20 protein-coding genes are annotated in these 23,283 nt (G+C 34.5%); 7 read left to right on the top strand and 13 right to left on the bottom strand.

The genetic code is table 11. The features are described from left to right. Position 1: 1 nt before the first annotated feature. The 4 genes from A9G09_RS02975 to A9G09_RS02960 all read right to left on the bottom strand — a co-directional run bounded on the left by A9G09_RS02975 (position 2) and on the right by A9G09_RS02960 (position 6,646). Entirely contained in the window at positions 2–1,891 is a 1,890-nt protein-coding gene (locus A9G09_RS02975; RefSeq protein ID WP_065633430.1) for a beta-glucoside-specific PTS transporter subunit IIABC, read from the bottom strand. A 187-nt stretch (positions 1,892–2,078) separates the two neighbouring features. Then, positions 2,079–2,921, bottom strand: a complete 843-nt coding sequence (gene licT, locus A9G09_RS02970) for a BglG family transcription antiterminator LicT (protein WP_065633429.1) — start codon at positions 2,919–2,921, stop codon at positions 2,079–2,081. Between the two features lie 181 nt (positions 2,922–3,102). Next, positions 3,103–4,977 carry a molecular chaperone HtpG gene (gene htpG, locus A9G09_RS02965; protein ID WP_065633428.1) on the bottom strand — a complete coding sequence of 625 codons (1,875 nt, stop codon included), beginning with the start codon at positions 4,975–4,977 and terminating at the stop codon, positions 3,103–3,105. A gap of 301 nt (positions 4,978–5,278) precedes the next feature. Beyond that, the gene (locus A9G09_RS02960) at positions 5,279–6,646 is read right to left on the bottom strand and encodes a sodium-dependent transporter (RefSeq protein ID WP_218056807.1); all 1,368 of its coding nucleotides are present in this window, start codon (positions 6,644–6,646) and stop codon (positions 5,279–5,281) included. Positions 6,647–7,109: 463 nt separating this feature from the next. Here A9G09_RS02960 and ubiG point away from each other — a divergent pair, with 463 nt between their 5' ends. The 3 genes from ubiG (at position 7,110) to A9G09_RS02945 (ending at position 11,447) form a co-directional block, all read left to right on the top strand. Then, positions 7,110–7,826, top strand: coding sequence for a bifunctional 2-polyprenyl-6-hydroxyphenol methylase/3-demethylubiquinol 3-O-methyltransferase UbiG (gene ubiG / locus A9G09_RS02955; protein WP_065633427.1), 717 nt, complete (start codon positions 7,110–7,112; stop codon positions 7,824–7,826). Positions 7,827–7,959: 133 nt separating this feature from the next. After that, the gene (guaB, locus tag A9G09_RS02950; RefSeq protein ID WP_065633426.1) at positions 7,960–9,426 is read left to right on the top strand and encodes an IMP dehydrogenase; all 1,467 of its coding nucleotides are present in this window, start codon (positions 7,960–7,962) and stop codon (positions 9,424–9,426) included. Between the two features lie 455 nt (positions 9,427–9,881). Then, positions 9,882–11,447, top strand: coding sequence for a hypothetical protein (locus tag A9G09_RS02945; protein WP_065633425.1), 1,566 nt, complete (start codon positions 9,882–9,884; stop codon positions 11,445–11,447). Positions 11,448–11,800: 353 nt separating this feature from the next. On the opposite strand, the gene pgm is transcribed toward A9G09_RS02945, so the two are convergent. The 3 genes from pgm to A9G09_RS02930 all read right to left on the bottom strand — a co-directional run bounded on the left by pgm (position 11,801) and on the right by A9G09_RS02930 (position 14,251). Next, entirely contained in the window at positions 11,801–13,438 is a 1,638-nt protein-coding gene (pgm, locus tag A9G09_RS02940; protein WP_065633424.1) for a phosphoglucomutase (alpha-D-glucose-1,6-bisphosphate-dependent), read from the bottom strand. An 83-nt stretch (positions 13,439–13,521) separates the two neighbouring features. Then, complete coding sequence (locus A9G09_RS02935; RefSeq protein ID WP_065633423.1) at positions 13,522–14,034, bottom strand: hypothetical protein; 513 nt, start codon at positions 14,032–14,034, stop codon at positions 13,522–13,524. Positions 14,035–14,056: 22 nt separating this feature from the next. Beyond that, entirely contained in the window at positions 14,057–14,251 is a 195-nt protein-coding gene (locus A9G09_RS02930; protein WP_065633422.1) for a hypothetical protein, read from the bottom strand. Positions 14,252–14,419: 168 nt separating this feature from the next. Here A9G09_RS02930 and A9G09_RS02925 point away from each other — a divergent pair, with 168 nt between their 5' ends. Together A9G09_RS02925 and gloA are read left to right on the top strand one after the other, a co-directional pair. Continuing rightward, positions 14,420–14,920: a glycine zipper 2TM domain-containing protein gene (locus A9G09_RS02925; protein ID WP_065633421.1), complete on the top strand. Its 501-nt coding sequence runs from the start codon at positions 14,420–14,422 to the stop codon at positions 14,918–14,920. A gap of 243 nt (positions 14,921–15,163) precedes the next feature. Next, a complete protein-coding gene (gene gloA, locus A9G09_RS02920; RefSeq protein ID WP_065633420.1) occupies positions 15,164–15,571 on the top strand; it encodes a lactoylglutathione lyase in 408 nt (135 codons plus the stop codon). A gap of 154 nt (positions 15,572–15,725) precedes the next feature. On the opposite strand, the gene gmk is transcribed toward gloA, so the two are convergent. Further along, a complete protein-coding gene (gene gmk / locus A9G09_RS02915) occupies positions 15,726–16,349 on the bottom strand; it encodes a guanylate kinase (RefSeq protein ID WP_065633419.1) in 624 nt (207 codons plus the stop codon). A 733-nt stretch (positions 16,350–17,082) separates the two neighbouring features. Between gmk and A9G09_RS02910 the strand changes: the two genes are divergently transcribed. Both A9G09_RS02910 and A9G09_RS02905 read left to right on the top strand, forming a co-directional pair. Beyond that, positions 17,083–18,528, top strand: coding sequence for a uroporphyrinogen-III C-methyltransferase (locus tag A9G09_RS02910; protein ID WP_065633418.1), 1,446 nt, complete (start codon positions 17,083–17,085; stop codon positions 18,526–18,528). Positions 18,529–18,538: 10 nt separating this feature from the next. After that, positions 18,539–19,438 carry a heme biosynthesis HemY N-terminal domain-containing protein gene (locus A9G09_RS02905; RefSeq protein WP_065633417.1) on the top strand — a complete coding sequence of 300 codons (900 nt, stop codon included), beginning with the start codon at positions 18,539–18,541 and terminating at the stop codon, positions 19,436–19,438. A 48-nt stretch (positions 19,439–19,486) separates the two neighbouring features. On the opposite strand, the gene A9G09_RS02900 is transcribed toward A9G09_RS02905, so the two are convergent. From A9G09_RS02900 to A9G09_RS02880, 5 genes are all read right to left on the bottom strand, one after another. Then, positions 19,487–19,810, bottom strand: coding sequence for an AzlD domain-containing protein (locus tag A9G09_RS02900; protein WP_065633416.1), 324 nt, complete (start codon positions 19,808–19,810; stop codon positions 19,487–19,489). Continuing rightward, a complete protein-coding gene (locus A9G09_RS02895; RefSeq protein ID WP_065633415.1) occupies positions 19,807–20,502 on the bottom strand; it encodes an AzlC family ABC transporter permease in 696 nt (231 codons plus the stop codon). The genes A9G09_RS02900 and A9G09_RS02895 overlap by 4 nt, the downstream gene beginning before the upstream one ends. Before the next feature lie 563 nt (positions 20,503–21,065). Then, positions 21,066–21,434 carry a hypothetical protein gene (locus A9G09_RS02890; protein WP_065633414.1) on the bottom strand — a complete coding sequence of 123 codons (369 nt, stop codon included), beginning with the start codon at positions 21,432–21,434 and terminating at the stop codon, positions 21,066–21,068. A gap of 111 nt (positions 21,435–21,545) precedes the next feature. After that, positions 21,546–22,343 (bottom strand): DUF3304 domain-containing protein, encoded by a 798-nt coding sequence (locus A9G09_RS02885; RefSeq protein WP_065633413.1) that lies wholly within the window; start codon positions 22,341–22,343, stop codon positions 21,546–21,548. A gap of 112 nt (positions 22,344–22,455) precedes the next feature. Then, positions 22,456–23,238: a DUF3304 domain-containing protein gene (locus A9G09_RS02880; protein WP_065633412.1), complete on the bottom strand. Its 783-nt coding sequence runs from the start codon at positions 23,236–23,238 to the stop codon at positions 22,456–22,458. Between the last annotated feature and the right edge of the window lie 45 nt (positions 23,239–23,283).

The following is a 23,283-nucleotide window of genomic DNA, read 5'->3' as shown; positions in this document are numbered from 1 at the left end:
TTTACTCCTTATTTGTCGATAATGCCAATAATGCATCACCAATTTGAATATTATCTTGTTTAAAAATACATTGAATATCTTGATAATCATCTGTATTTGTAATGATAATTGGTGTCGTGACTTCAAATCCAGCTTGTTTAATAGCATCTATATCAAAGCTAACAAGTAGATCACCTTTTTTGACTTTGCTGCCAGCTTGTACGTGAGCTTCAAAGTATTGACCATCTAATTTAACAGTATCAATACCAATATGAATTAAAATTTCAGCACCAGAATCAGTTTGTAATCCAATTGCGTGTTTAGTTCTAAATAGTGATACGACTTCACCATCATCGGGTGCAACAGCTTGACCAATTGTTGGAATTATCGCTACGCCTTTGCCCATTAGTTCATTGGCAAAAGTAGGGTCATTAACTTTATTTAAAGCAATTAACTCACCTGTCATTGGGCTAAACAAGGTAACGTTGCTGGCATTAACTTTATCATGTTGTTTTTCAGTTTGTTGCTCGTTTTGTCCGATTAGGTCGCGTTTATCTTTCGTAATTCCAAAAAGATAAGTAGCAATCAAGGCAAGCGTAAATGAGATTAAACAACCCACAACGACCGCATAAAATCTTTCATCGATACCTTCAGCAGGAATTAATTGTAAAAATGAAAAGATACTAATAAAACTAAATGAGTAAATTACCGTATGGAAGTAACCCACAATACCGCCACCAACTGTAGCGGCTAGACATCCAATCACAAATGGTCTTTTTAATGGTAAATTAACACCGTAAATAGCCGGTTCCGTTACCCCAAAAATGCCCGATAAAACTGATGAGCTTGCCAACGCTTTAAATTGTGGATCTTTTGCTCTTAGCATTACCGCTAAAACAGCGCCAACTTGTGCAAAAACCGCTGGGAATAAAATTGGTAGCATAAAATCTTCGCCACTGATAGATAAGTTATTCATGGCGAAAGGGACTAATCCCCAATGAATACCAAAAATAACCATCACTTGCCAAACTGCAGCTAAAATCATTGAGGCAATAATTGAGTTGAGTTGATATACATAAATAATACCAGCAGCTACAATATCGCTTAAAAATGAGACCACAGGACCAATAACTGCAAAGGTTAATGGCACAGTAATTAGTAATCCAAGCAGGGGAGAAATAAACTTTTTAAACGAGTCATGTAATATTTTATTAAAGCTCTTTTCTAATAAGCAATAGAACCAACTCGCTAAGATGATTGGAAAAACTGAAGATGCATAGGGAATAAGATTTATCGGAATAGAGAAGAATTCCGTTTTAAGCGCTAAAGCACCCCCCATCATATTGACTATATTGGGGTGGATTAAAGCCCCGCCAATTGCCATACCAACATAAGGGTTACCACCAAATTTTTTCACCGCAGAAAAACCTAAAATTAGTGGTAAGTAGTAAAAAGGCGCATCAGCAATGGCAAATAAAAAATTATAGGTTGGTGTCGCAGGCTGAACAAGATTCAATACTTGCAATAATGATATAAGGCCTTTTAAAATACCGCCCGCAACGATGATAGCTAATGCAGGGATAAATATACCAGAAACTAAATCAATTAATTTAGATAAAATGCCTGATTTTTTACCCGATGAGCTGTTTGGTTGAGAAATTTCATTTAATTTGGTTAACTCCATAATATCGTTGAACACATCAGCGACATTGTTACCAATAACGACCTGAAATTGCCCACCACTTTGCACTACAGTAATCACACCTTTTTGTTTTTTTAAAATATCGGCATCAGCTTTATTATCATCTTTCAATACAAAGCGTAATCGAGTTGCACAATGCACTAAACTGGTAATATTCTCTTTACCGCCAACATGTTGAATAATTATTTCGGCAAGCCCTCTGTTTTTCATACCTTATCCTTATTAAAAGCAAAAAAAAACCTAACCGCCTTTGTTCAAGGCGGTTAGGTTTTGCTTGCATAATTCATTGCTATATTATGCAATAACAATCCAAAAATTATGGAGTTAGGCTAACATAAATTGCAACTAGTGAATATATATTTTTAAAAGTCATCACAAAAATGTGATCTGTTTCACATTATTGCTTTTTAAGTTCATTACGTAATCGTTCAATGTGAATGGTTAAATATAAACTTTCATCATCAGTAAGTGGATGTTGGTATTGTTGAATTAAATGTAAGTCTATTTGTTTAGTACAGAGGTAAGCATGTTCATATTTTTGCCGTATTATCTGATACAATGAAGCATCTTGTTGTACTTGTTTGCTTTGGCTTAAAATTCGGTGAGCAAAAAATTTTAAATGCGTTATAAATCGCTGATAAGATAAGCTGTCTTCATCATATTCAAAGTTAAAATGATATTTTACAATATTAAGAATTTCACGCATGATTTTTGTCATTGTCACAATATTCGGCATGGTATCATTTAGTTGTGCATTAATAATATGAAAAGTGATAAAGCCGGCTTCATCTTCTGGTAATTCGATATTTAGGCGATCTTTTATTACCGATAAAGCATATAAACCCATCTGGAATTCTTTAGGATAAAGTTTTTTAGTTTCCCATAAAAAGTTATTTGGGATGTCAAATCCTTGCTTGTGACGCTCTATGGCAAAATGAATATGATCTGTGAGTGAAATATAAATACTATCTTGTAGTTTACCTTCCATAAATTGCTTGGCATGATTAATAATAATTTCTGAAGTGGTGAGTACTTCAATTGGAATTTCAGAAAGTAATTCAGCAAATTTGGGCAAAGTTTCTTTATTGGTTAATGAAAACTGCTTTTCAATTAGGGTAGAATCAATTAAATCACCTTCACGTTTTTTAAAGCCAACGCCTCGGCCTGTTATAATTAATTCATTGCCTTTTTCATCAAGGGTAACGACTACATTATTATTAAGTATTTTATGAACTTTCATAGCTTAGGATTTAATTTTTCGGTTAAAGTATTATGAATAGCTAATCGAAAATAGAAAGTTAAAATATCAAAAAATGTGATATTTATCATAATTCCAATAAAATATTATTGCTTTTTGATAAAAAATAAAAACCCGATACTTTGCAAATATCGGGTTTACACTTTAAGCTAAGATTAAAAGATTATTGTGCAAGTAACTTATTCATGGTCTGAATAAATTTACTTGGATCACTTAGCGAACCTTTTTCGGCAAGCAGTGATTGATCTAATAATAATTCGATCCAATCTTTAAAGGCAGCTTCATCTTGGGTATCGGCAACGCGTTTAACCAAGCTGTGATCAGGATTGATTTCGAATGTATATTTTATCTCTGGCGCTTTTTGTCCTGCTGCTGCAAAGAGTTTAGCCATTTGTGTTGTCATTTCATCAGCTGCGGTAGTAACAATTGCTGGCGTATCAGTTAAGCGATGTGTTAATTTGACTTCTTTAACTTTATCACCTAATACTTTTTTAACTCTTTCAATAAATGGTTCAAGTTCTTTTTCAACTTGTTTTTGCTCTTCACTGTCTTGATCGGCTAATTTTTCGATTGATTCGTCTGATTTGCTGATTGATTGGAATTGTTTACCATCAAATTCAGTTAAATTGCTCATCATCCATTCATCAATACGATCAGAAAGTAATAAAACTTCAATGCCTTTTTTACGGAATAACTCAAGATGAGGACTATTTTTCGCTGCGCCATAACTATCAGCAGTAATATAGTAAATTTTTTCCTGACCATCTTGCATACGGCTAATGTAGTCTTCTAATGAGACAGTTTGCGCATCACTATCAGTATGGGTTGAAGCAAAACGCAATAATTTAGCTATCGCTTCACGATTAGCGAAGTCTTCACCTGTACCTTCTTTTAATACTAAACCAAACTCACTCCAGAATTGTTGATACTGTTCTTTGTCGTCTTTTGCTAATTTTTCAAGCATCTGTAATACACGTTTGGTACACGCATTACGTAGACTTTGGGTAATTTTATTGTCTTGCAGAATTTCACGCGATACATTTAGTGGTAGATCATTTGAATCAATTAATCCTTTCACAAAACGTAAATAGTTAGGCATAAATTGTTCTGCATCATCCATAATAAATACGCGTTGAACATAGAGTTTTAAGCCGTGTTTGTTATCACGATTCCACATATCCCAAGGTGCTTTAGATGGGATATAAAGTAAACTAGTATACTCTTGTTTACCTTCAACGCGATTATGACTCCAGCTTAAAGGATCGGCAAAATCGTGAGAAATATGTTTATAAAACTCTTTATATTCTTCATCAGTAATTTCAGATTTGCTTCTTGTCCAAAGCGCTTGAGCTTTATTAACTTTTTCCCATTTAACTTCTTTACTTTCTTCGTCTGTGGTTTGTACTTCAACAGGAAGAGATATGTGATCAGAATATTTACTGATAATCGAGCGTAAACGCCAGTCATCTAAAAACTCTTTTTCATCGTCTTTTAAATGTAAAGTGATTTCTGTTCCTCGGGTTTCTTTATGATCATCAGAAATAGTGTATTCACCTTCTCCCGCTGATTCCCACATGACAGCTTCATCTGCATTTGCAGTAGCAGCGCGCGTTCTAACCGTTACTTTATCAGCAACGATAAACGCGGAGTAAAAACCGACACCAAATTGACCAATTAACTGACTATCTTTAGCTTGATCACTACCAATTGATTCTAAAAATGCTTTGGTACCTGATTTAGCAATAGTGCCAAGGTTTTCAATGACTTCGTCACGAGTCATACCAATACCGTTATCCGAGATTGTTAGCGTACCAGCATCTTTATTGGTTGAAATACGTACGCCTAGTTCACCATCACCGGCGTATAGATTTGGGTTTTCTAATGCTTTAAAGCGAAGTTTATCAGCAGCATCAGATGCATTAGAGATTAGTTCACGTAAAAATATCTCTTTATTAGAATATAAAGAGTGGATCATTAAATGAAGAATCTGTTTAACTTCGGATTGAAATCCTCGTGTTTCGGTTCCTTGCTTACTCATTGACTAGTACCTCTTACTCTATTAAGTAAATTCAATTAACGATTGTGACCATAATGATTGTTAACTGATTGTTATACTTTAACAATTATTTTCAAAAAAATATCAATACAATAAGGCATTAACGTTAATCGAATAACATTGTTTTAAACATATGATTTATTGTTGTATTGCTATATGGGAATAAAAAAATAGTTTTCAATAGAAGTTTGCAAATTTAGTCGGTAGTTTGCTGGTTTTTTGTAAAGTTGCCAAAAAAAAGCCCTGACATTACTTCAGGGCTGATTAACAACATTTCTAATGATTATTCTGGTGTAAATCCAAAAATAAGAATAGCGATAATTGCTACCGGAATAACAAATCGTGTTAATAACGTCCAAACCATAGTCCAGAATGGATTTAAGTTAAGCTCTTGACGGATGCGTTTTTGATTCATCATCCATGCACCAAAAATAACAGTACCAAGTCCTGTGACCGGCAACATAATTTTACTGGTTAAGTAGTCAAGAATATCAAAAATATTTTTGCCAAATAGTGTGACATCGGCCCATTTGTTGAACGATAAAATACAGGCAATACCTAATGCCCAAATAATGATACTACTAACAGCGGTTGCTGTTTTGCGGCCCATATGTGTTTTTTCTTCTAACAATTCAACTGTTGGTTCAAGTAAAGAGATAGAAGAGGTTAACGCGGCAAAAGTTAAAAAGATAAAGAATAAAATACCTAAAATTAAACCACCACCCATATTACCAAATGCAATTGGTAACGTAACAAATATTAAGCCTGGACCAGAACCTGGAGTCAGATTATTAGCAAAAACTAATGGGAAAATAGCTAAGCCAGATAAAACAGCAACAATAACATCTAATATTACTACTGTACGGGCGGTTGATAACAAGTTAACATCCTGTCCTAAGTAAGAGCCATATGCCATCATAATGCCCATACCTAATGATAGACTGAAAAATGCATGTCCTAATGCCGCTAAAATAGCTGTGCCGTTTAATGCTGACCAGTTAGGTGAGAATAAGAATTCACAAGCCACACCAAAAGACGGTCCACTTGCATAAGCCGCATAACCAACTAAAACTAATAGTAAAATGCCTAAACCTGGCATCATTATTTTACATCCACGTTCTAAGCCGGCGCCGACACCTAATGCCACAATAAATGCAGTTGCAAACATAAACACGGTATGCCAAGTAAGTAGGCTAGTCACATTACCAAGGAAGTTAGTAAAAATTTGACCGGTAATTTCGCCTGTTGCGTTTTCAAATGTCCCTTCTGCTGCTAGCACAATATAATCTGTAGCCCATCCACCGATTACACTGTAAAAAGATAAAATTAAAAATGAGCCAAGTACACCTATAATACCAACCCAACGCCATGATTTAGAACGTCCTTCAGAAGCGGCGACATCTTCCATTGTGTGAATCGGATTTTTTTGTCCACGACGACCAATCAACCATTCTAAAACTAAAATTGGTAGTCCAATCATGAACATGAACAGTAAATAGGTGAGTACAAATGCTGAACCACCCATTTCACCTGCCATATATGGAAACTTCCAAATATTACCTAGACCCACTGCAGAACCAGCCGCTGCAAGCATAAATCCCATGCGAGAGCTCCACTGTGAGTGATTTTTCTTCATAGTACCTGTACTCATGAATATTTTTTCCTTTACTCTTAATTAAACGTTTAATTTTAGTGTAAACAAATGCTCAAAAAGCTTTTTTATTAAATAAATTAAGCGTTAGATCATGCCATGAAACCAAGCTATAAACAAGAAAACATTACTTTATTTACTATATCTGTCTAAAATTTTAGCTTGACGTTATTAGTAAATTAGCATCTATTACTGAATAATTTCCATATTAATTATTCTATTAGATTGACTTTTCTCATTAAATTAATGTCAGTAAATATAACCCACAAGTAGAATATAAAAAACTTATTTTGATAATAAAAATAAAAGATAGAGTGCGTGTATAGCTAGCTGTAATCTCTATTAGGTTTTTATTATAGTCGTCATAATTAATGAAATGAGAATAGTTTGGGCTATTTGTTGATAATTACTGATAGTTAGAATATAGTAATTTTCAGTTTTGATAATCTTATAAAACATAATCATGTCACAAAATATCGATATTAATGAAATCAATAAATTTTCACAGATGGCTGCCCAATGGTGGGATCCCAATGGTAAATGTAAGCCACTACATATTATTAATCCATTACGCGTAGACTATGTTAAGCAAAAATGTGGCTCATTAGAGCAAAAAAATGTATTAGATGTAGGCTGTGGTGGGGGTATTTTATCTGAAAGTTTAGCTAAACTCGGTGCTAATGTTACGGCAATCGATCTTGCTGATGAATCATTACAAGTGGCTAAATCTCATGCACAACAAAGTGGTCTTTCTATTACATACTTAAAACAGACCGTTGAACAGCATGCTGACCAAAAAAGTGATTACTATGATATGATTACGTGTATGGAATTATTAGAACATGTTCCCGATCCCTTTTCTATCATTAACGCTTGTGCAAAATTACTTAAACCCGGCGGAAAACTATTTTTATCAACTATTAATCGCAATTATAAAGCTAAAATGATGTTGATTTATGGCGCTGAATATATTGCAAGACTAGTCCCAAAGGGCACACATGACGCCAATAAATTTATTCGCCCGTCAGAGTTAATGCTATGGGTAGAACAATCAGGTTTAGAGGTTAAAGATATTATTGGAATGGAATATCATCTACTTAAAAATCAATTTACATTAGGATCGAATGTCGATGTAAATTATATTATGATGGCGCAAAAAGAGGTTAGTAACAATTGTTAACAAATTAAATTTTTATATGGTTGTGAACAAACACTCAATAAAATATTAAATTTAACTAGTTTTTCATAAAAAAGAAAGGTAGAATACGTCGGCAATATTTTATCAACAATTCAACTCAATGGTGAATATTGTCATGTCTCGTATCGTAAAAGAAGCCCTCACATTTGATGATGTGTTATTAGTTCCCGCTCACTCATCTGTATTACCTAACACTGCTAATATCAGTACTCAATTAACGAAAACAATAAAACTTAATATTCCAATGCTGTCAGCTGCAATGGATACTGTTACCGAATCCGATCTGGCTATAGCCCTTGCTCAAGAAGGTGGAATTGGTTTTATTCATAAAAATATGCCAATAGACGTTCAAGCAAATCATGTCAAGCGTGTTAAAAAGCATGAAAGTGGTATTGTACAAGATCCAGTTTCAGTGTTACCAACAGCAACAATACAGCATGTTATTGATCTTGCTAAAGAGTATGGCTTTGCCGGTTTTCCTGTTGTTACAAAATCGCAAGAATTAGTGGGGATTATTACTGCTCGGGATGTGAGATTTGCCACCGATTTGTCGTTACCTGTTACTGCGGTGATGACCCCTAAAGAACGTTTAGTAACTGTCAATGAAGGTGAAAAACGTGAAAGTGTTCTGCAAAAAATGCATGAGCACCGTGTTGAAAAAGTATTAGTTGTTGATGATAAATTCCACTTAAAAGGCATGATCACCGTTAAAGATTACAACAAAGCAGAGCAAAAACCGAATGCTTGTAAAGATGAAAAAGGACGCTTGCGTGTCGGGGCTGCGGTAGGTGCTGGTGCTGGAAACGAGGAGCGCATCGCTGCCTTAGTTGAAGCAGGTGTAGATGTGCTGTTAATTGACTCTTCACATGGTCACTCCGAAGGCGTTCTTGAACGTATTCGTCAAGCTCGCAAAGCGTATCCTGATTTACAAATAATAGGTGGTAATGTTGCAACTGCCGAAGGTGCAAAAGCCTTGATCGAGGCGGGTGTGAGTGCTGTTAAAGTTGGGATTGGTCCTGGTTCAATTTGTACAACGCGTATTGTCACTGGTGTGGGCGTGCCACAAATTACTGCGATTATGGACGCTGTAGAAATGGCTCAAAAATACAATATTCCAGTTATTGCCGATGGTGGCATACGTTTTTCCGGTGATATTGCTAAAGCGATTGCAGCAGGTGCTTCATGTGTTATGGTTGGATCGATGTTTGCTGGAACCGAAGAAGCACCCGGCGAAATTGAATTATTTCAAGGTCGAGCTTATAAATCTTATCGTGGAATGGGGTCATTAGGTGCAATGGCGAAAGGTTCTTCAGATCGATATTTCCAAACTGATAATGCTGCTGATAAATTAGTACCTGAAGGGATTGAAGGACGAATCGCTTATAAAGGTTTATTGAAAGAAATCGTCCATCAACAAATGGGCGGATTACGCTCTTGTATGGGGTTAACTGGTTGTGCCACTATTGATGAATTACGCACAAAAGCTAAATTTTATCGTATTACTGGTGCGGGCATGAAAGAAAGTCACGTACATGATGTACTTATTACTAAAGAACCACCTAACTATCGTGCAGGTGTTTAAAATCTAATAATACAGGGATCATTGATCAAATGATCCCAATCTAACATGATTAACTCTCTATAAAACAATGTATTATTTTTAAATAAATTGTTTCAGTCATTGCATATTTGTATTTCCTACTCTTGACGAATCTAGAAAAAATTTAAATATCAATCTATCTGTTATATTCTTTTAAAACTCAAAACGTTTGCCTAATTTACTATCAATCATTTAATAAATCTCACAGTTTGCAAGTAAGATGTCAAAAAATTGTAAACTTAAAATAATTAACAATCATTGACAATTTTTAACTCAAATAACCGTTACAGGTGATATTAATTACTTTATGATACCCAAATCATTTCTGTTTTTATAGTATTGAAATATATAAAGAAAATTAAGTTTCAAATTAAACAAAAATAACCTTATAGATTTCTGCCAAAAACAACTATATCGTTACAAGGAGCGGTAAAAATATGATTAAAAAGGGATATCGTTTTATATTATTTAGTCTTAGATTTTGTTTGATCCCCAGATTTAAAGGTTTAACAAGAAACCTATTATTTACTTACTCTAAAGCGACGTTATTAAAACATTTTTCTATTTCTCTTAAACTTGTTAACAAACCTATACGTTTAATGCGTAATACGCTTGATCTTCATCTCTTTTTTAAAAAGACAACCATAATACTTGTTGGCTTATTGCTATTACCTGTTACTTGTGCCAACGCATTGATCGCAGCGACAGCGAAAGCAATAGAAGGGAATGCGCCGCAAGTCGCCAATATAGATTTGGCCGCTAGTAAACATGGATTTACCGTAGGTGGTGTATTTTATAGTGAAGCAAGCAGCAATTTGAAAGGGAATGGAGTTAATCTTTTTGACGGTAATTTAAAACCATCAAGTTTTTCAGTTAAAAACTTTTACTATGATTCGTTAGATAATAAATTAAATTATGCGGATAAAGATGGCGATGGGATAGATACTTATAAACCTTTTCTACTCAGTTTCACGAGTTCTAAATGGTATGATGCAAATGGTAAAGCTTTAACAAATATTAGTCAAAGATTGGCTTGTGATAATGCTTATACGCTGCCATTAACCTTAGAAATTACCGCACAATTAAAAACTTATTCTAAATATGGCATTCCTAAAGAAAGTGATTATGTGCCAGTGACTAAACGTTATCAAATTTCTCATAAACCGACAGTTTGTTACGCACAACCTAATTTAGCAAACGATTCAAGTAATAATACCGAATATCAAGATTTAGATGGTCCCGATTGGGGCAAAGGAAAAGGATTTATTCCACAAGATATTAATACAGCTGCTAAAAATTTTCCAAGTACTGGTTCAGATAATTTAAGATTTTATTTGTTATTAAGTGGAATAACACCGCAAGAAGTCGTCAATATCAATGGTAGCACAATTAAATCAAGTTCAGGTGATGTTACGTTATTGCTATCAGCGGAAAATACGCCGGGTTGGGGTAATAGTACTAGTGTAAGTGGGGTAAAAATAGTACTAAAAGGACCAACAACTTCAACTGCCCCTAAAAGTTTTTCTCCTGTTACTTTTCAGTTATATTCTGACAAAGCTAAGCAGAATAAACTCTACAGTTTTACTATACAACGTTGGTATATCACCCCATCAGCCGATCTTGTTTCAAATCAAAATGGCGCAATATCTTATTGTCGAGGCATTGGTTATCGACTGCCGAGTGTGGCTGATTATACTAATGCTAATACTTCGATGTGGTCTGGCGGAATACCGGGTCGTAATATAAATGGTTACCGTCGTCAATTAAGTTATAGAGGAACGAACGGCAAATGGATAGGCGGATTATTTAACGAATGGGGAACCATGTTTAATCAACCTATTCATTATCCTGGCACAAACTGGGCAACAAGGCATCCTATTGATTGGTATTGGACTATCGATACTTATCAAGGTAACCCATTAAGAATTGATGCTGGTGATGGTGATATGTGGTATGACGATCCAAGCTATAGCTCACATCAAATTGCTTGTGTTAGTCCATAACTGTGATGATATTATAGCCTCAATTTTGTTATTAATTGTTTTATATACTGAATTGAGGTGGGGTATTACAAAAATAAAAAAACACATTTTGGCTTTATAGACAATTTACCACTTTTCAGATAATTTTGTTGTGTGCTTTATACTCTAAAAAACTTGATAATCGAGCCCTGATGAGGGCAAGATTGCCAACAAACTTAGAATCTATCATTTTAAAATGAGTGAAGTAAAAAATTTGCCCAGACACAAATAGTGATCTGGACAGAATTTTTATTGCGGTACAAATTATTATGAACACGACAAACAACTCAATAACCTTTGCTGATTTTAAGCTAAATCAGCAAAGTATGTGTCAGTTATTTGATAGCTTTGGCAACAATTTCTTGCGCTTCTTTTTGTAATGTTGCTAAATGATCGTTACTGATAAAACTTTCAGCATAAATTTTGTAAGCGTCTTCTGTACCTGAAGGTCTAGCTGCAAACCAACCGTTTTCAGTTATCACTTTTAATCCACCAATCGGTGCATTATTTGCCGGCGCCGTGGTTAAACATTGGGTAATTTTTTCACCTGCAAGCTGATCTGTCGTTAACTGGCTGGCATCAAGTTTAGCTAATTTTTGTTTCTCAGTAAAAGAGGCCGGTGCTTGGAGCCGTCCATAATATGAAACACCAAATTTTGCTTCAAGTTCTTGGTATTGTTCTTGTGGATTTTTTCCTGTTTTTGCCGTCATTTCAGCTGCTAGCAAACATAAAATAATACCATCTTTATCTGTTGCCCAAACTTTTCCATTTGTTCTTAAAAAAGAGGCGCCAGCACTCTCTTCACCGGCAAAACCTAATGTTCCATTGTAAAGACCATCAGCATACCATTTAAAGCCAACTGGATATTCTAAATATGTTTTATTAAGGCTATTAGCAACGCGGTCGATCATTGAACTCGTTACTAATGTTTTACCAATAGCTATGTCTTTATGCCATTGTGGACGATTTTGGAATAAATAATTCACACAAACCGAAAGGTAAGCATTTGGATTCATCAATCCTTTTGGCGTTACAATACCATGACGGTCAAAATCGGTATCGTTACCAAACGCTAAGTCAAACTTATCTTTTAATTGCAATAATCCCGCCATTGCCCAGCGGCTAGAACAATCCATTCTAATTACTTCATCATGATCGAGGTGCATAAAGCTGAAAGTTGGATCGATTTTATTGTTGACAATATTAAGTTTGATACCATATTTGTCAGCAATTCTTGGCCAATAGGTGATACCAGCTCCCCCTAATGGATCAACGCCAATATTAAGATCAGAAGATTTAATTAATGCTAAATCTAAAATGTTTTCAAGATCATTTACATAATCAGTTTCGTACTCTTTAGTATGTATGTAAGAGGAGTTAATCGCTTTTTCTAAAGAAACACGTTTTACACCATTGAGTTTATTTTTTAGTAATTCGTTAGCGCGATTTTCGATTTGCTTAGTGATATGCGTATCGGCAGGGCCACCATTAGTCGGATTATATTTAATACCACCATCTTCAGGCGGATTATGCGAAGGCGTAATTACAATACCATCAGCCAATTGTGATTGTTTGCCAAGATTATAGGTTAAAATAGCATGCGAAATAACTGGAGTTGGAGTAAATCCCCAATCGCGGGCGATAACAACGGTTTGTTCATTAGCGACAAACACTTCTAGTACTGATTTTAATGCTAACTCTGACAAAGCATGAGTGTCTTGACCAATAAAACATGGACCGGTGATATTATTTGCCTGACGATATTCTGCTATAGCTTGAGCAACGGCTAAAATATGATCCTCATTAAAGGTACCTTTGTTAGAACTACCGCGGTGACCTGAGGTACCAAAAATCACTAATTGACTTGCGTTCTCTATATCAGGGCTAATGCTATAGTAATTATTTCTTAACGCTTCAACGTCAATGAGATCAGACGGTTCAGCTAATAATCCTGCCCGGCTATGGTTTGCCATTTTATACTCCTCTTTCATAAATTATCTATTTATATCTATGCTACAAGCTATAGTTGTTTATTCTTTAATAAAAGCATGTGATTTTATTTGTTCTGCGATGAAAAAATTTCAATCACTCGATTAATCATATTTTCTGATATACCCATATCACTCATAATTGATTCAATAATATAGACTTTTCTGGCAGTATTGGTATTGCTGATTACCCAATACGGCGTGCCAATTACTTCACGCGGCTTTGTATTTTTACCGGATGTTTCTAATGACTCTTTATCTTTTGCCAAATATTGCCGTTTACTGCCATGCAATGATGTAGCCGCAATTGAAAATAAAGCTGGGTTATAATTGTAAAGCGCACCAAGCAACAGAATGAACCGATTTATAATTGATTTTTCATTAACAAAAGTATCACTCGTTAGTAATTCATTGAATAAAGTATATTGATTGTTTGCTTGACTGGTAGTATTAATTGTTGTTTTTACAGGTTGATTGATCTTTAACAAACGACGCAAAATACTTGATGCATCTTCACCAATATGTTTAGTTTGTGCTGCAATAAATTGATATAATTCTTCGTCTATTTCGATAGTTTTCATTATGTTAATTATGCCTATTAAGTTATTTTACGGGACACCCTTGCGCTGCAATCGCAATATTGTCGAGTTGATGCAAATTATTGCCTGCATTATCTGATAAACAATCTTTATTTTTACTCTCAACAATTGCTTCATTATCTATTTTTTGTTGTTGATTGGTATCATGGCAGGCACATATCATAACTGATAATATTAATTGAAAAAATAACCGTTTCATATACTTATTGTATGGTAGATAAACTATTAACCTGAGTATAACTCAACTTGCTAAGAAATAATATTATCTAGTGATAAAATAGTGAAAATGATATTGTCGTTTTTATAAAAGAATATTATGCTAAAAAATAGTATGAGCATGCTCATACTCAAATTATATGAGGAATAAATTATGAAAAAAATCGTCACTTTAGCTATTTTAGCAGCAATTTTAACGGGTTGTGGTAATAGTGATATATATTCTGGCGATGTTTATACAACAGATCAAGCAAAACAGGTTCAACAAGTTAGTTATGGTACAGTTGTGTCTGTTCGCCCAGTGAAAATCCAAACTAATGCCTCTGATGGTAGAAGTGAAAATATTTTAGGTTCATTAGGTGGTGCAGTACTTGGTGGCGTTTTAGGTAACACTGTAGGTAATGGTACAGGGCAAGCTGTAGCGATTGCAACTGGAGCAATCGGTGGTGCAGTGTTAGGTAGTGCAATTGAAAATCAAGCTAGCCAAACTAGTGCAGTTGAGCTAGAAATTCAGCGAGAAAACGGCGGCAACATCGTTATTGTGCAAAAAGGATCTGCTAATGATTTTTTTGCAGGGCAAAAAGTACGTTTAGTCAGTAATGGTAAACAAATTAGCGCATCGCCTCGTTATAATAGCGAAATTAAGAAGTAATTTTCCCTTTTTTCTAAATAAAATAGACTTTGCTTGTTAGCGTTCTAAGCGAAGTCTATTTTCGCAAAATTATTCATTTAACTATCTGCAGTAAGTCGTTCACCAATAAAATCTTTACGCTTTCTCTTCAATCCACATCATATATTATCAATATGCAAATTCAGGCATAAAAAATTTGATTGGCTCGTTATGAATATATAAAATTATTGAAATCATCATTACTATAAAAGGAACAATAAAGCGATGCGTATATTACATACAATGATTAGGGTCGGAGATTTACAACGATCAATTGATTTTTATACTCGTGTAATGGGAATGCGTGTGTTAAGAACCAGTGAAAATACTGAGTACAAATATTCATTAGCATTTGTTGGTTATGGCGATGAATCAACAAGTTCGGTAATCGAGTTGACTTATAACTGGGGTACAGACAGCTATGAGCATGGTAGCGCTTTCGGGCACATTGCTATTGGTGTGGATGATGTAGCAAAAATGTGCGAAGACGTTAAACAAGCAGGTGGTAAAGTGACTCGCGAAGCAGGACCGGTAAAAGGTGGCACCACCATTATTGCTTTTGTTGAAGATCCTGATGGTTACAAAATAGAATTAATCCAAAATAGCCATGCAGATAAAGCATTAGGTAATTAATCAATTATTTAAGTTGATATCGCCGAATAAAATCGGCGATAGATTAGCTGATTGATGATGATTAATTCATTTTAATATTCATAGTTAACGGTCAACAATGATAAAAAAATATAAATCAATTTGCGCTATTGATTGCATCATAACAGATGCATAATTATTTGCTGAGTAGCTCTTTTAGTAATTGTTGATTGCTAATACTTTGTTTTTGTTGTTCTAAGCTAGCTGCAGTAATAATGGAATTTAATGCATTTAATGAACAATCGAAATCGTCATTGATAATCACATAGTCATACTCGTTATAGTGTGAAATTTCAGCCTGCGCTTTTTGCATCCGTTTTTGAATCACATTGGCGTCATCTTGTCCTCTTTTTACTAAGCGGTTTTCAAGCTCTTTTAAAGAAGGCGGTAAAATAAAGATACTTTTTGCTGACGGCATTTTTTTTCTGACTTGCTGCGCGCCTTGCCAATCAATATCTAAAAATACATTGATACCTTGCGATAAACTTTCTTCAATTTCGGCTTTTGACGTGCCATAGTAATGATCGAAAACATGGGCATATTCAACAAAAGCTTGATTATCAATTAACGATTCAAAGTGCTTATGATCGATAAAGTAATAGTGTTGGCCATGTTGTTCGCCCGGTCTAGGGTCGCGAGTGGTATGCGAAATTGAGACTTTAGCCGGATGTTGATTATTCTGTGCTAAATAAGCCCGAATTAAACTTGATTTACCCGCACCACTTGGTGCTGAAATAATAAACAAGGTTCCTGTATACATAAAATTTTATCACTTAGTAAGAAAAGGTTGATTAGATAACTAAATTAGATAACTAAAACGAAATAGAGATATTATAACAAAATAATTTGCTGGATTGTGGTATAGCGAACATAAAATTACTTATGTTTATACTTGATGTAATGATATGTTATTAAAATTATTGCAATGTAATGAGTTAACAGTATGCTGACGATACATCAAAACGACTATAAAAAATAATTAAATTTTATTATGTGGATCAGAAAGATAAATTTGATCAACTGCTAATTTTAGCAGCAATTTTTTATGGTATGGATATCACAATATAGTTTTGATGAAAGTATAAATAAAATACTACTCAAAAAATAATAATTGCAAAAATTTTATGTGCCATATGCATGTCTTGGTTATCTTTATTTAGCAATAAAATTTTTAAGTATCATTTAATCTATGGTAAATAATATAGCCCATATACCCCTATAACACTATTTCTATTCGTTTAACCACGTTATATCAAGCAGCGAAAGGCTAAAGATAAAATCACTGGTCAATGTTGAAAAACATAATATTAATTAGAAAGGATAACAATTAATATGACAAATACTAAAATAAAGAGATTAAGTTAATCAACAAAATCAATTTAAAAATAACTAATTAAAATGATTTGATTTGTTACTAATCAAATTTTAGTTAAAACTGTGATGACTCTATGTCATAATACTGTCATTTAAACCAAAGCTAAGTGGAGTGAATTATGCCATTAAAATATTATGGTGCTAATGCAACGCTTTCAACAATAAATACGACCTCATTTAGCCTTTCACCTATAATAAAAACTGAATATAAAGCGAATAAGACTATGACTGAAGATAAAAAAATGCCAATAAATGCCCAATCTAGTCCTGAAGTTGAAAAAAAATCCAATTTATCAGCTACTAAAAATAATTCAAATAAAGTGCCCACATCAAAGTTAGCCATCTTGGCGATTGCTTTAACCATTGGTTTAGGCGGCTTTGTTTTTTATCATGGACATTTGCAAGTCGAAAATCAAAAAAAGACAATTGCAAGTCTACAAGTTGAACTTGCCAATTTGAAACAAAGTACCAAAGATAGTATTGTTCATGATTTGCAAAATAGCATCACCGATGCGGTAAATAAGCAAAACCAACAATTTTCATCTTTGGAACAGCGAGTTGATCGCCAACTTAATGACCAACAAAAAAATCAACAAGAGTTAACCAATCAAATAAATGATGCTTCAAAATTAAATGAACAAAATTTCCATAATTTAAACGAGCGCCTTTCGGCTATGTCAACAACAGATAACAGCGTGTGGTTGATATCTCAAGCAAATTATCTGGTACATTTAGCGGGTAGAAAAATTTGGAATGATCAAGATTATACAACCGCTCGATTATTGCTTAAAAGTGCAGATGAAAGTTTAGCGCAAGCTGATGATCCTAGCTTGATACCGGCAAGACAAGCGATTAATCAAGATATTACTTCACTGTCAAAAGTTAGTTTTATTGACTATGATGGTATTGTGATGAATTTAATTGGACTTTCTGAATCCCTAACAGAGTTACCGTTGGTTGGAAATTACAAAGAAATAGATTTAGGGATGACACAATATAATGATGACATATCATCAGCGCAATCAGTTAATGCTCCATCGACTTCAAAAGAAGTAACCGAAGAGCCAACAGAGAAAAATAATCATCACGAAATAACGTCGTCTGTTTTCGATTGGTCAAAAAATTTATTAACTAATGCTGAGTCATTTTTAGATAAATTCATTACCATTGAAAAAATTGACGAAAATGAGAAAAATTTTGCAACTTGTTTATCTAAAGCTCAAAAAGATGAAAAACAGATTGTGAGATGTCAAATATTGAAAACACCACTAAATTTAGAACAATCACTCTATTTACGTGAAAATATTCGTTTTCGTTTATTGATTGCAGCTCAGGCTGTACCAAGACATCAAGATCTTGTTTACCAACGAGCTTTGAGTGATGCTGCATTATGGGTTAATGCTTATTTTGATGGTAATGCGCCTGATGTTAAGGCTTTCTTAGATGATCTTGAGAATTTACAAAGTCAATCAATCAGTAATCAATCTGTTCCAGATAAATTAGCAAGCGCGACGGAATTAGAAAAATTAATGCAATCGCGTGTGCGTTCAATGTTGGCTAAATAGGAGAATAATAATGCTAAAAATATTGATTATTTTCTTAGTGTTGGTGGCGGGTTTTTTGTTAGGTCCGTTATTACAAGGTCATCAAGGTTCAGCCGTTTTTGAAGTTGCAAATTATAAAGTCAGTATGTCATTTAATTCATTTGTCATACTTGAGTTATTAGCTTTATTTTGCTTATATATTGTTTATTGGTTTTTAAAGAAAATTTTTAATTCCAAAACAATTTTAGGGGAATGGTTACGTTCAAAATCACCTAAAAAAGTTGTTAAACGGCTTGAGATGGCACAAATTTCACTTCTTGAAGGCGATTATCAACAAGCTAGTAAGTTTTTTATGAAATCAGCTAAAGTGTCGAACAATTCGGCATTATCTTATTTGCTTGCTGCACAAGCGCAAATAGATAATGATGAATTGGTTTCAGCCAATCAATCTTTGGAACAAGCTGCACAAAACTGTCAACCTAATGAGATATTTGCTTTCAAACTGGTACAGATACGTTTACAAATTAAAAACCGTGAATATGCTTTAGCGCGAAAAACAATAGAGCAGCTATTGAATGAAAAACCACGTCATCCAGAAGTATTAAGACTTGCCGATCAACTCTTTTATGATATGGGTGATTATCAAGCTGTGATAGATTTAATGCCTGCTATGTACAAAGTTAAGGCTTATAGTGAATCTCAATTAGATCAATTTAAACAAGCCGCTTATATTGGTCGTATTAAGCAATTGTCAGCTGATAGCGATCCATTAGCATTAATAAAATGGTGGAAATCACAACCTAAAGCAATTCTAAATAATATGGCTTACCAAAAAGCAATGGCGAATTACCTTAATCAAGTAGGACAAACAGCCGAAGCTAATAAGATTATAAATGCTATCAATAAGCTTGAAAATAAAGAGAGAACATAATAAGCAGGACGGTTGTCCTGCCTTTTTGTGAAATAACAACTACAACTATTAGTTCAAAAAGTAACGAATTACAGACATCGCACACATGCCTGTTACCACAATTAACATTAGGTTTTTTGTTAATAGTGCCACAATAATTGTTGGAATCGCCGCTAAGCAATATTCAAGATTAAACTCAGGAAACGAGCCAGATCTTACAATAAACAGATTTTGTACAAATAAAGCAGTTAATATACATATCGGAACATAGGATAAAAATCGAATTACCATATCAGGTAATTGTAATTTTCGTACTAATATGAATGGAATAATTCTGGGTAACCAAGTCACTAATCCTGATCCTAATATAATCAGTAAACTATAAATACTCATGCTTTACGCTCCATGGCAACGCCGATAAAACATCCCGCAAACGTACTGACCAGTATTGCCAATTCAGCGGATAAAAATCGTAATAAAAAAATTAATACAATAGTTACAGTCAACATTGCTAATAACCGATTTTTCATGCTTTTATTTTTATCACTTATAAGTTGTAAATATAAAAGACCAATAAACATAGCAACTAAGGCATAATCTAAGCCAAACTGTGCAGGATCGGGTAACCATTTACCAATTAATGCTCCAATCAAACAAGATAAAATCCAAGCAAAGTAAGCGGTTAAATTCAGGCCATGCATCCATGCACAATTGATTGTTTTTTTATTCGCAATTGCATTCATTGCTACCGCAAAACTTTCATCGGTTAATAAGCTACCTATCGCAATATTATTCAATAAAGAATACTTTTTAAACGTTGGTGCAGTTGCCATGCCCATTAAAAAATGGCGAGAATTAACTAAAAAAACAGTAAAAATAATTGCTGAAATTGGTGTTGCAACAATCATTAAACCGGTAATAATAAATTGCGCCGCACCAGCATAAACCATTATCGCCAATAGCGTGACTTCTAAAATTGATAAATTTGCTGCTTTACCTACAGCTCCAGCTGCAATGCCAATACCAATATAGCCAAGTAATGTTGGAATGCATGCTCGAACACCGTCATTAAATGTTAATGCCATCGTACTCTCGTTATCGTTAAATTTTTATAATTCAAAAAATATAGCTAATCAATTAGTAAGTATTTTCGCTTTTATAATATCAAAAGCAATTATTTATTGAGTAACAATATTTGTTAAATTCATTCTATTTTTAAATTTTTAGTTACTTAACCGATGTATTTTTATTTTATTATCGATTAATTCTTTTCGGTATTAATCGGCCATTTGCCTTCTGCATTTAGTTGTTTGATATCACATGGCAGAACTACCTGCGGCATCTTCAATTACGTGGTTTTTATGGTATCCATTTTGGATTTATTTTTATGGTAATTCGCCATTGATGTGATACTTGTGCCGGCATACACAAATTTTGGCAAAATAGTTTTACGTTCCGAATTGCGTCCTTACGCTATGGTGACATGTGTGATGAATATTTACTTACAAGGTAAAAATGTATCGCGATATTCGTGACTTTACCAAAATCACTGCTGGCTGATGGGGGGGGGTGGTGGCAATGGCATTTTGGTCGAATCACTTTCATCATGAGCTAAATTCATGCTAAATTAATTTAACGCGTTTATTCTCTAACCTAGATATGGTAAGACTACCCAATAAATCTTCATTGTCATACTGGACGTCCATTTAGCTCTTAATGCCGCAGTGCTACAGTTTGATCCGCACCATCCCTTTGCCACATCATAATCAACAATTTCTAGGGGGTCTGGGAAGCAACCACCATCAACTCTGCCACCACTAAGATTTTCGTAATTATATTCAATCGCTTCCACTGGTGCGGCATAGGTTTTGTTTTTACCGGAAGTGATGCCAACAAATGGTTCAAATTGATTTGAGCAACCTGTCATTGCTAGCGGTACAAGCAGTAAGGTAAGCCAGCACCAGTAGGTTTTTAATTTAGCACTTTTAAAAGTTACTGTTTGATTTGTGATCTTCATGACTCTTTCCTTATATCGCTTATTTTTTATCGCTCACATCAGCATTTATATCATTTTATTATTTGTTGTAATGATTATTTTTTAAGTTACTTTATTGTTTTGCTATCACCGCTATTTTTTATCACTACTAACGGGTAATTTACCGTCTTGTTCTAATTGTTTGATATAGCGTGGTAAAATGATTTGTGGGATTTTTTCTCGTTCGGCTTTAATGGCATCCATTTTGGCTTTGTTTTTTCGATAATCTGCCATTGATTTAATGCTTGGACGCGGCGTGCATAGTTTTTGGCTTTCAGCAAATAGTTTCCAGTGTACTGGATTACGTCCTTCTTCTATGGTGCCATAAGTAATAAATATCTGATTACATGGTAGAAAGTGCACGGTGATATTAGCGACCTGACCAAAATCATCGCCGGCTGACGGTGGTGGTGGAGGTAATGGGATTTCAGTTGAATAATATTCTTCATACTTAAGGATAATCTCTTTCTCTTTTCGATCTACGTTTACTCCTGGTAGATTTAATGCTTTAGGTCGCCATCCAGGATAAGGTAATAAATCCCATGAAATTTTCATGCTCATGCCGGGGGTCCATTTTGCCCGCAAAGCGGCTGCACCACAAGTTGAACCACCACCGTAGCGTTTTTTACCAACTAAATAATCATCAATTCCTGGTGTATTAGGAATACAACCACCACCAATACTGCCGCCACTAAGATTTTCATAATTGTATTCAATCGCTTCCACTGGTGCGGCATAGGTTTTGTTTTTACCGGAAGTGATGCCAACAAATGGTTCAAATTGATTGGAACAACCAGTTATTGCTAGCGGTATAAGCAGTAAGGTAAGCCAGCACCAGTAGGTTTTTAATTTAGCACTTTTAAAAGTTACTGTTTGATTTGTGATCTTCATGACTCTTTCCTTATATCGCTTATTTTTTATCGCTCACATCAGCATTTATATCATTTTATTTTTTGTTGTAATGATTATTTTTTAAGTTACTTTATTGTTTTGTTGTCACCGACTATTTTTTATCACTACTAACGGGTAATTTACCGTCTTGTTCTAATTGTTTGATATAACGTGGTAAAATGATTTGTGGGATTTTTGCTCGTTCGGCTTTAATGGCATCCATTTTGGCTTTGTTTTTTCGATAATCTGCCATTGATTTAATGCTTGGACGCGGCGTGCATAGTTTTTGGCTTTCAGCAAATAGTTTCCAGTGTACTGGATTACGTCCTTCTTCTATGGTGCCATAAGTAATAAATATCTGATTACATGGTAGAAAGTGCACGGTAATATTAGCGACCTGACCAAAATCATCACCCGCTGACGGTGGTGGCGGTGGCAAAGGTATTTCGGTAGAATAGTATTCATCATATTGATGAATTAAATTGGCTTCGTTTCTATCAACATTTAAACCTGCTGTATTTAAAATTCTAGGTTTCCAGCCTGGATAGGGTAATAATTCCCATGAAATCTGCATGGTCATGCCAGGTGTCCAATGCGCACGCAGAGCAGCTGCGCCACAGGTTGAACCACCGCCATAGCGTTTTTTACCAACGTCATAATCATCAATTCCTGATGTATTGGGAATACAACCACCACTAAGATTTTCGTAATTATATTCAATCGCTTCCACTGGTGCAGCATAGGCTTTATTTTTTCCGGAAGTAATACCAACAAATGGTTCAAACTGATTGGAACAACCAGTTATTGCTAGCGGTATAAGCAGTAAGGTAAGCCAGCACCAGTTAATTTTTAATTTAGCACTTTGAACGGTTACTGTTTGATTTGTGATCTTCATGACTCTTTCCTTATATCGCTTATTTTTTATCGCTCACATCAGCAT

Origin of the sequence: Gilliamella sp. wkB292 (genome assembly GCF_001690235.1) — a bacterium.
Lineage (GTDB): Bacteria > Pseudomonadota > Gammaproteobacteria > Enterobacterales > Orbaceae > Gilliamella > Gilliamella apicola_F.
Note: the sequence above shows the minus strand (reverse complement) of the source record. Positions and strands in the feature narration are given on the sequence as shown.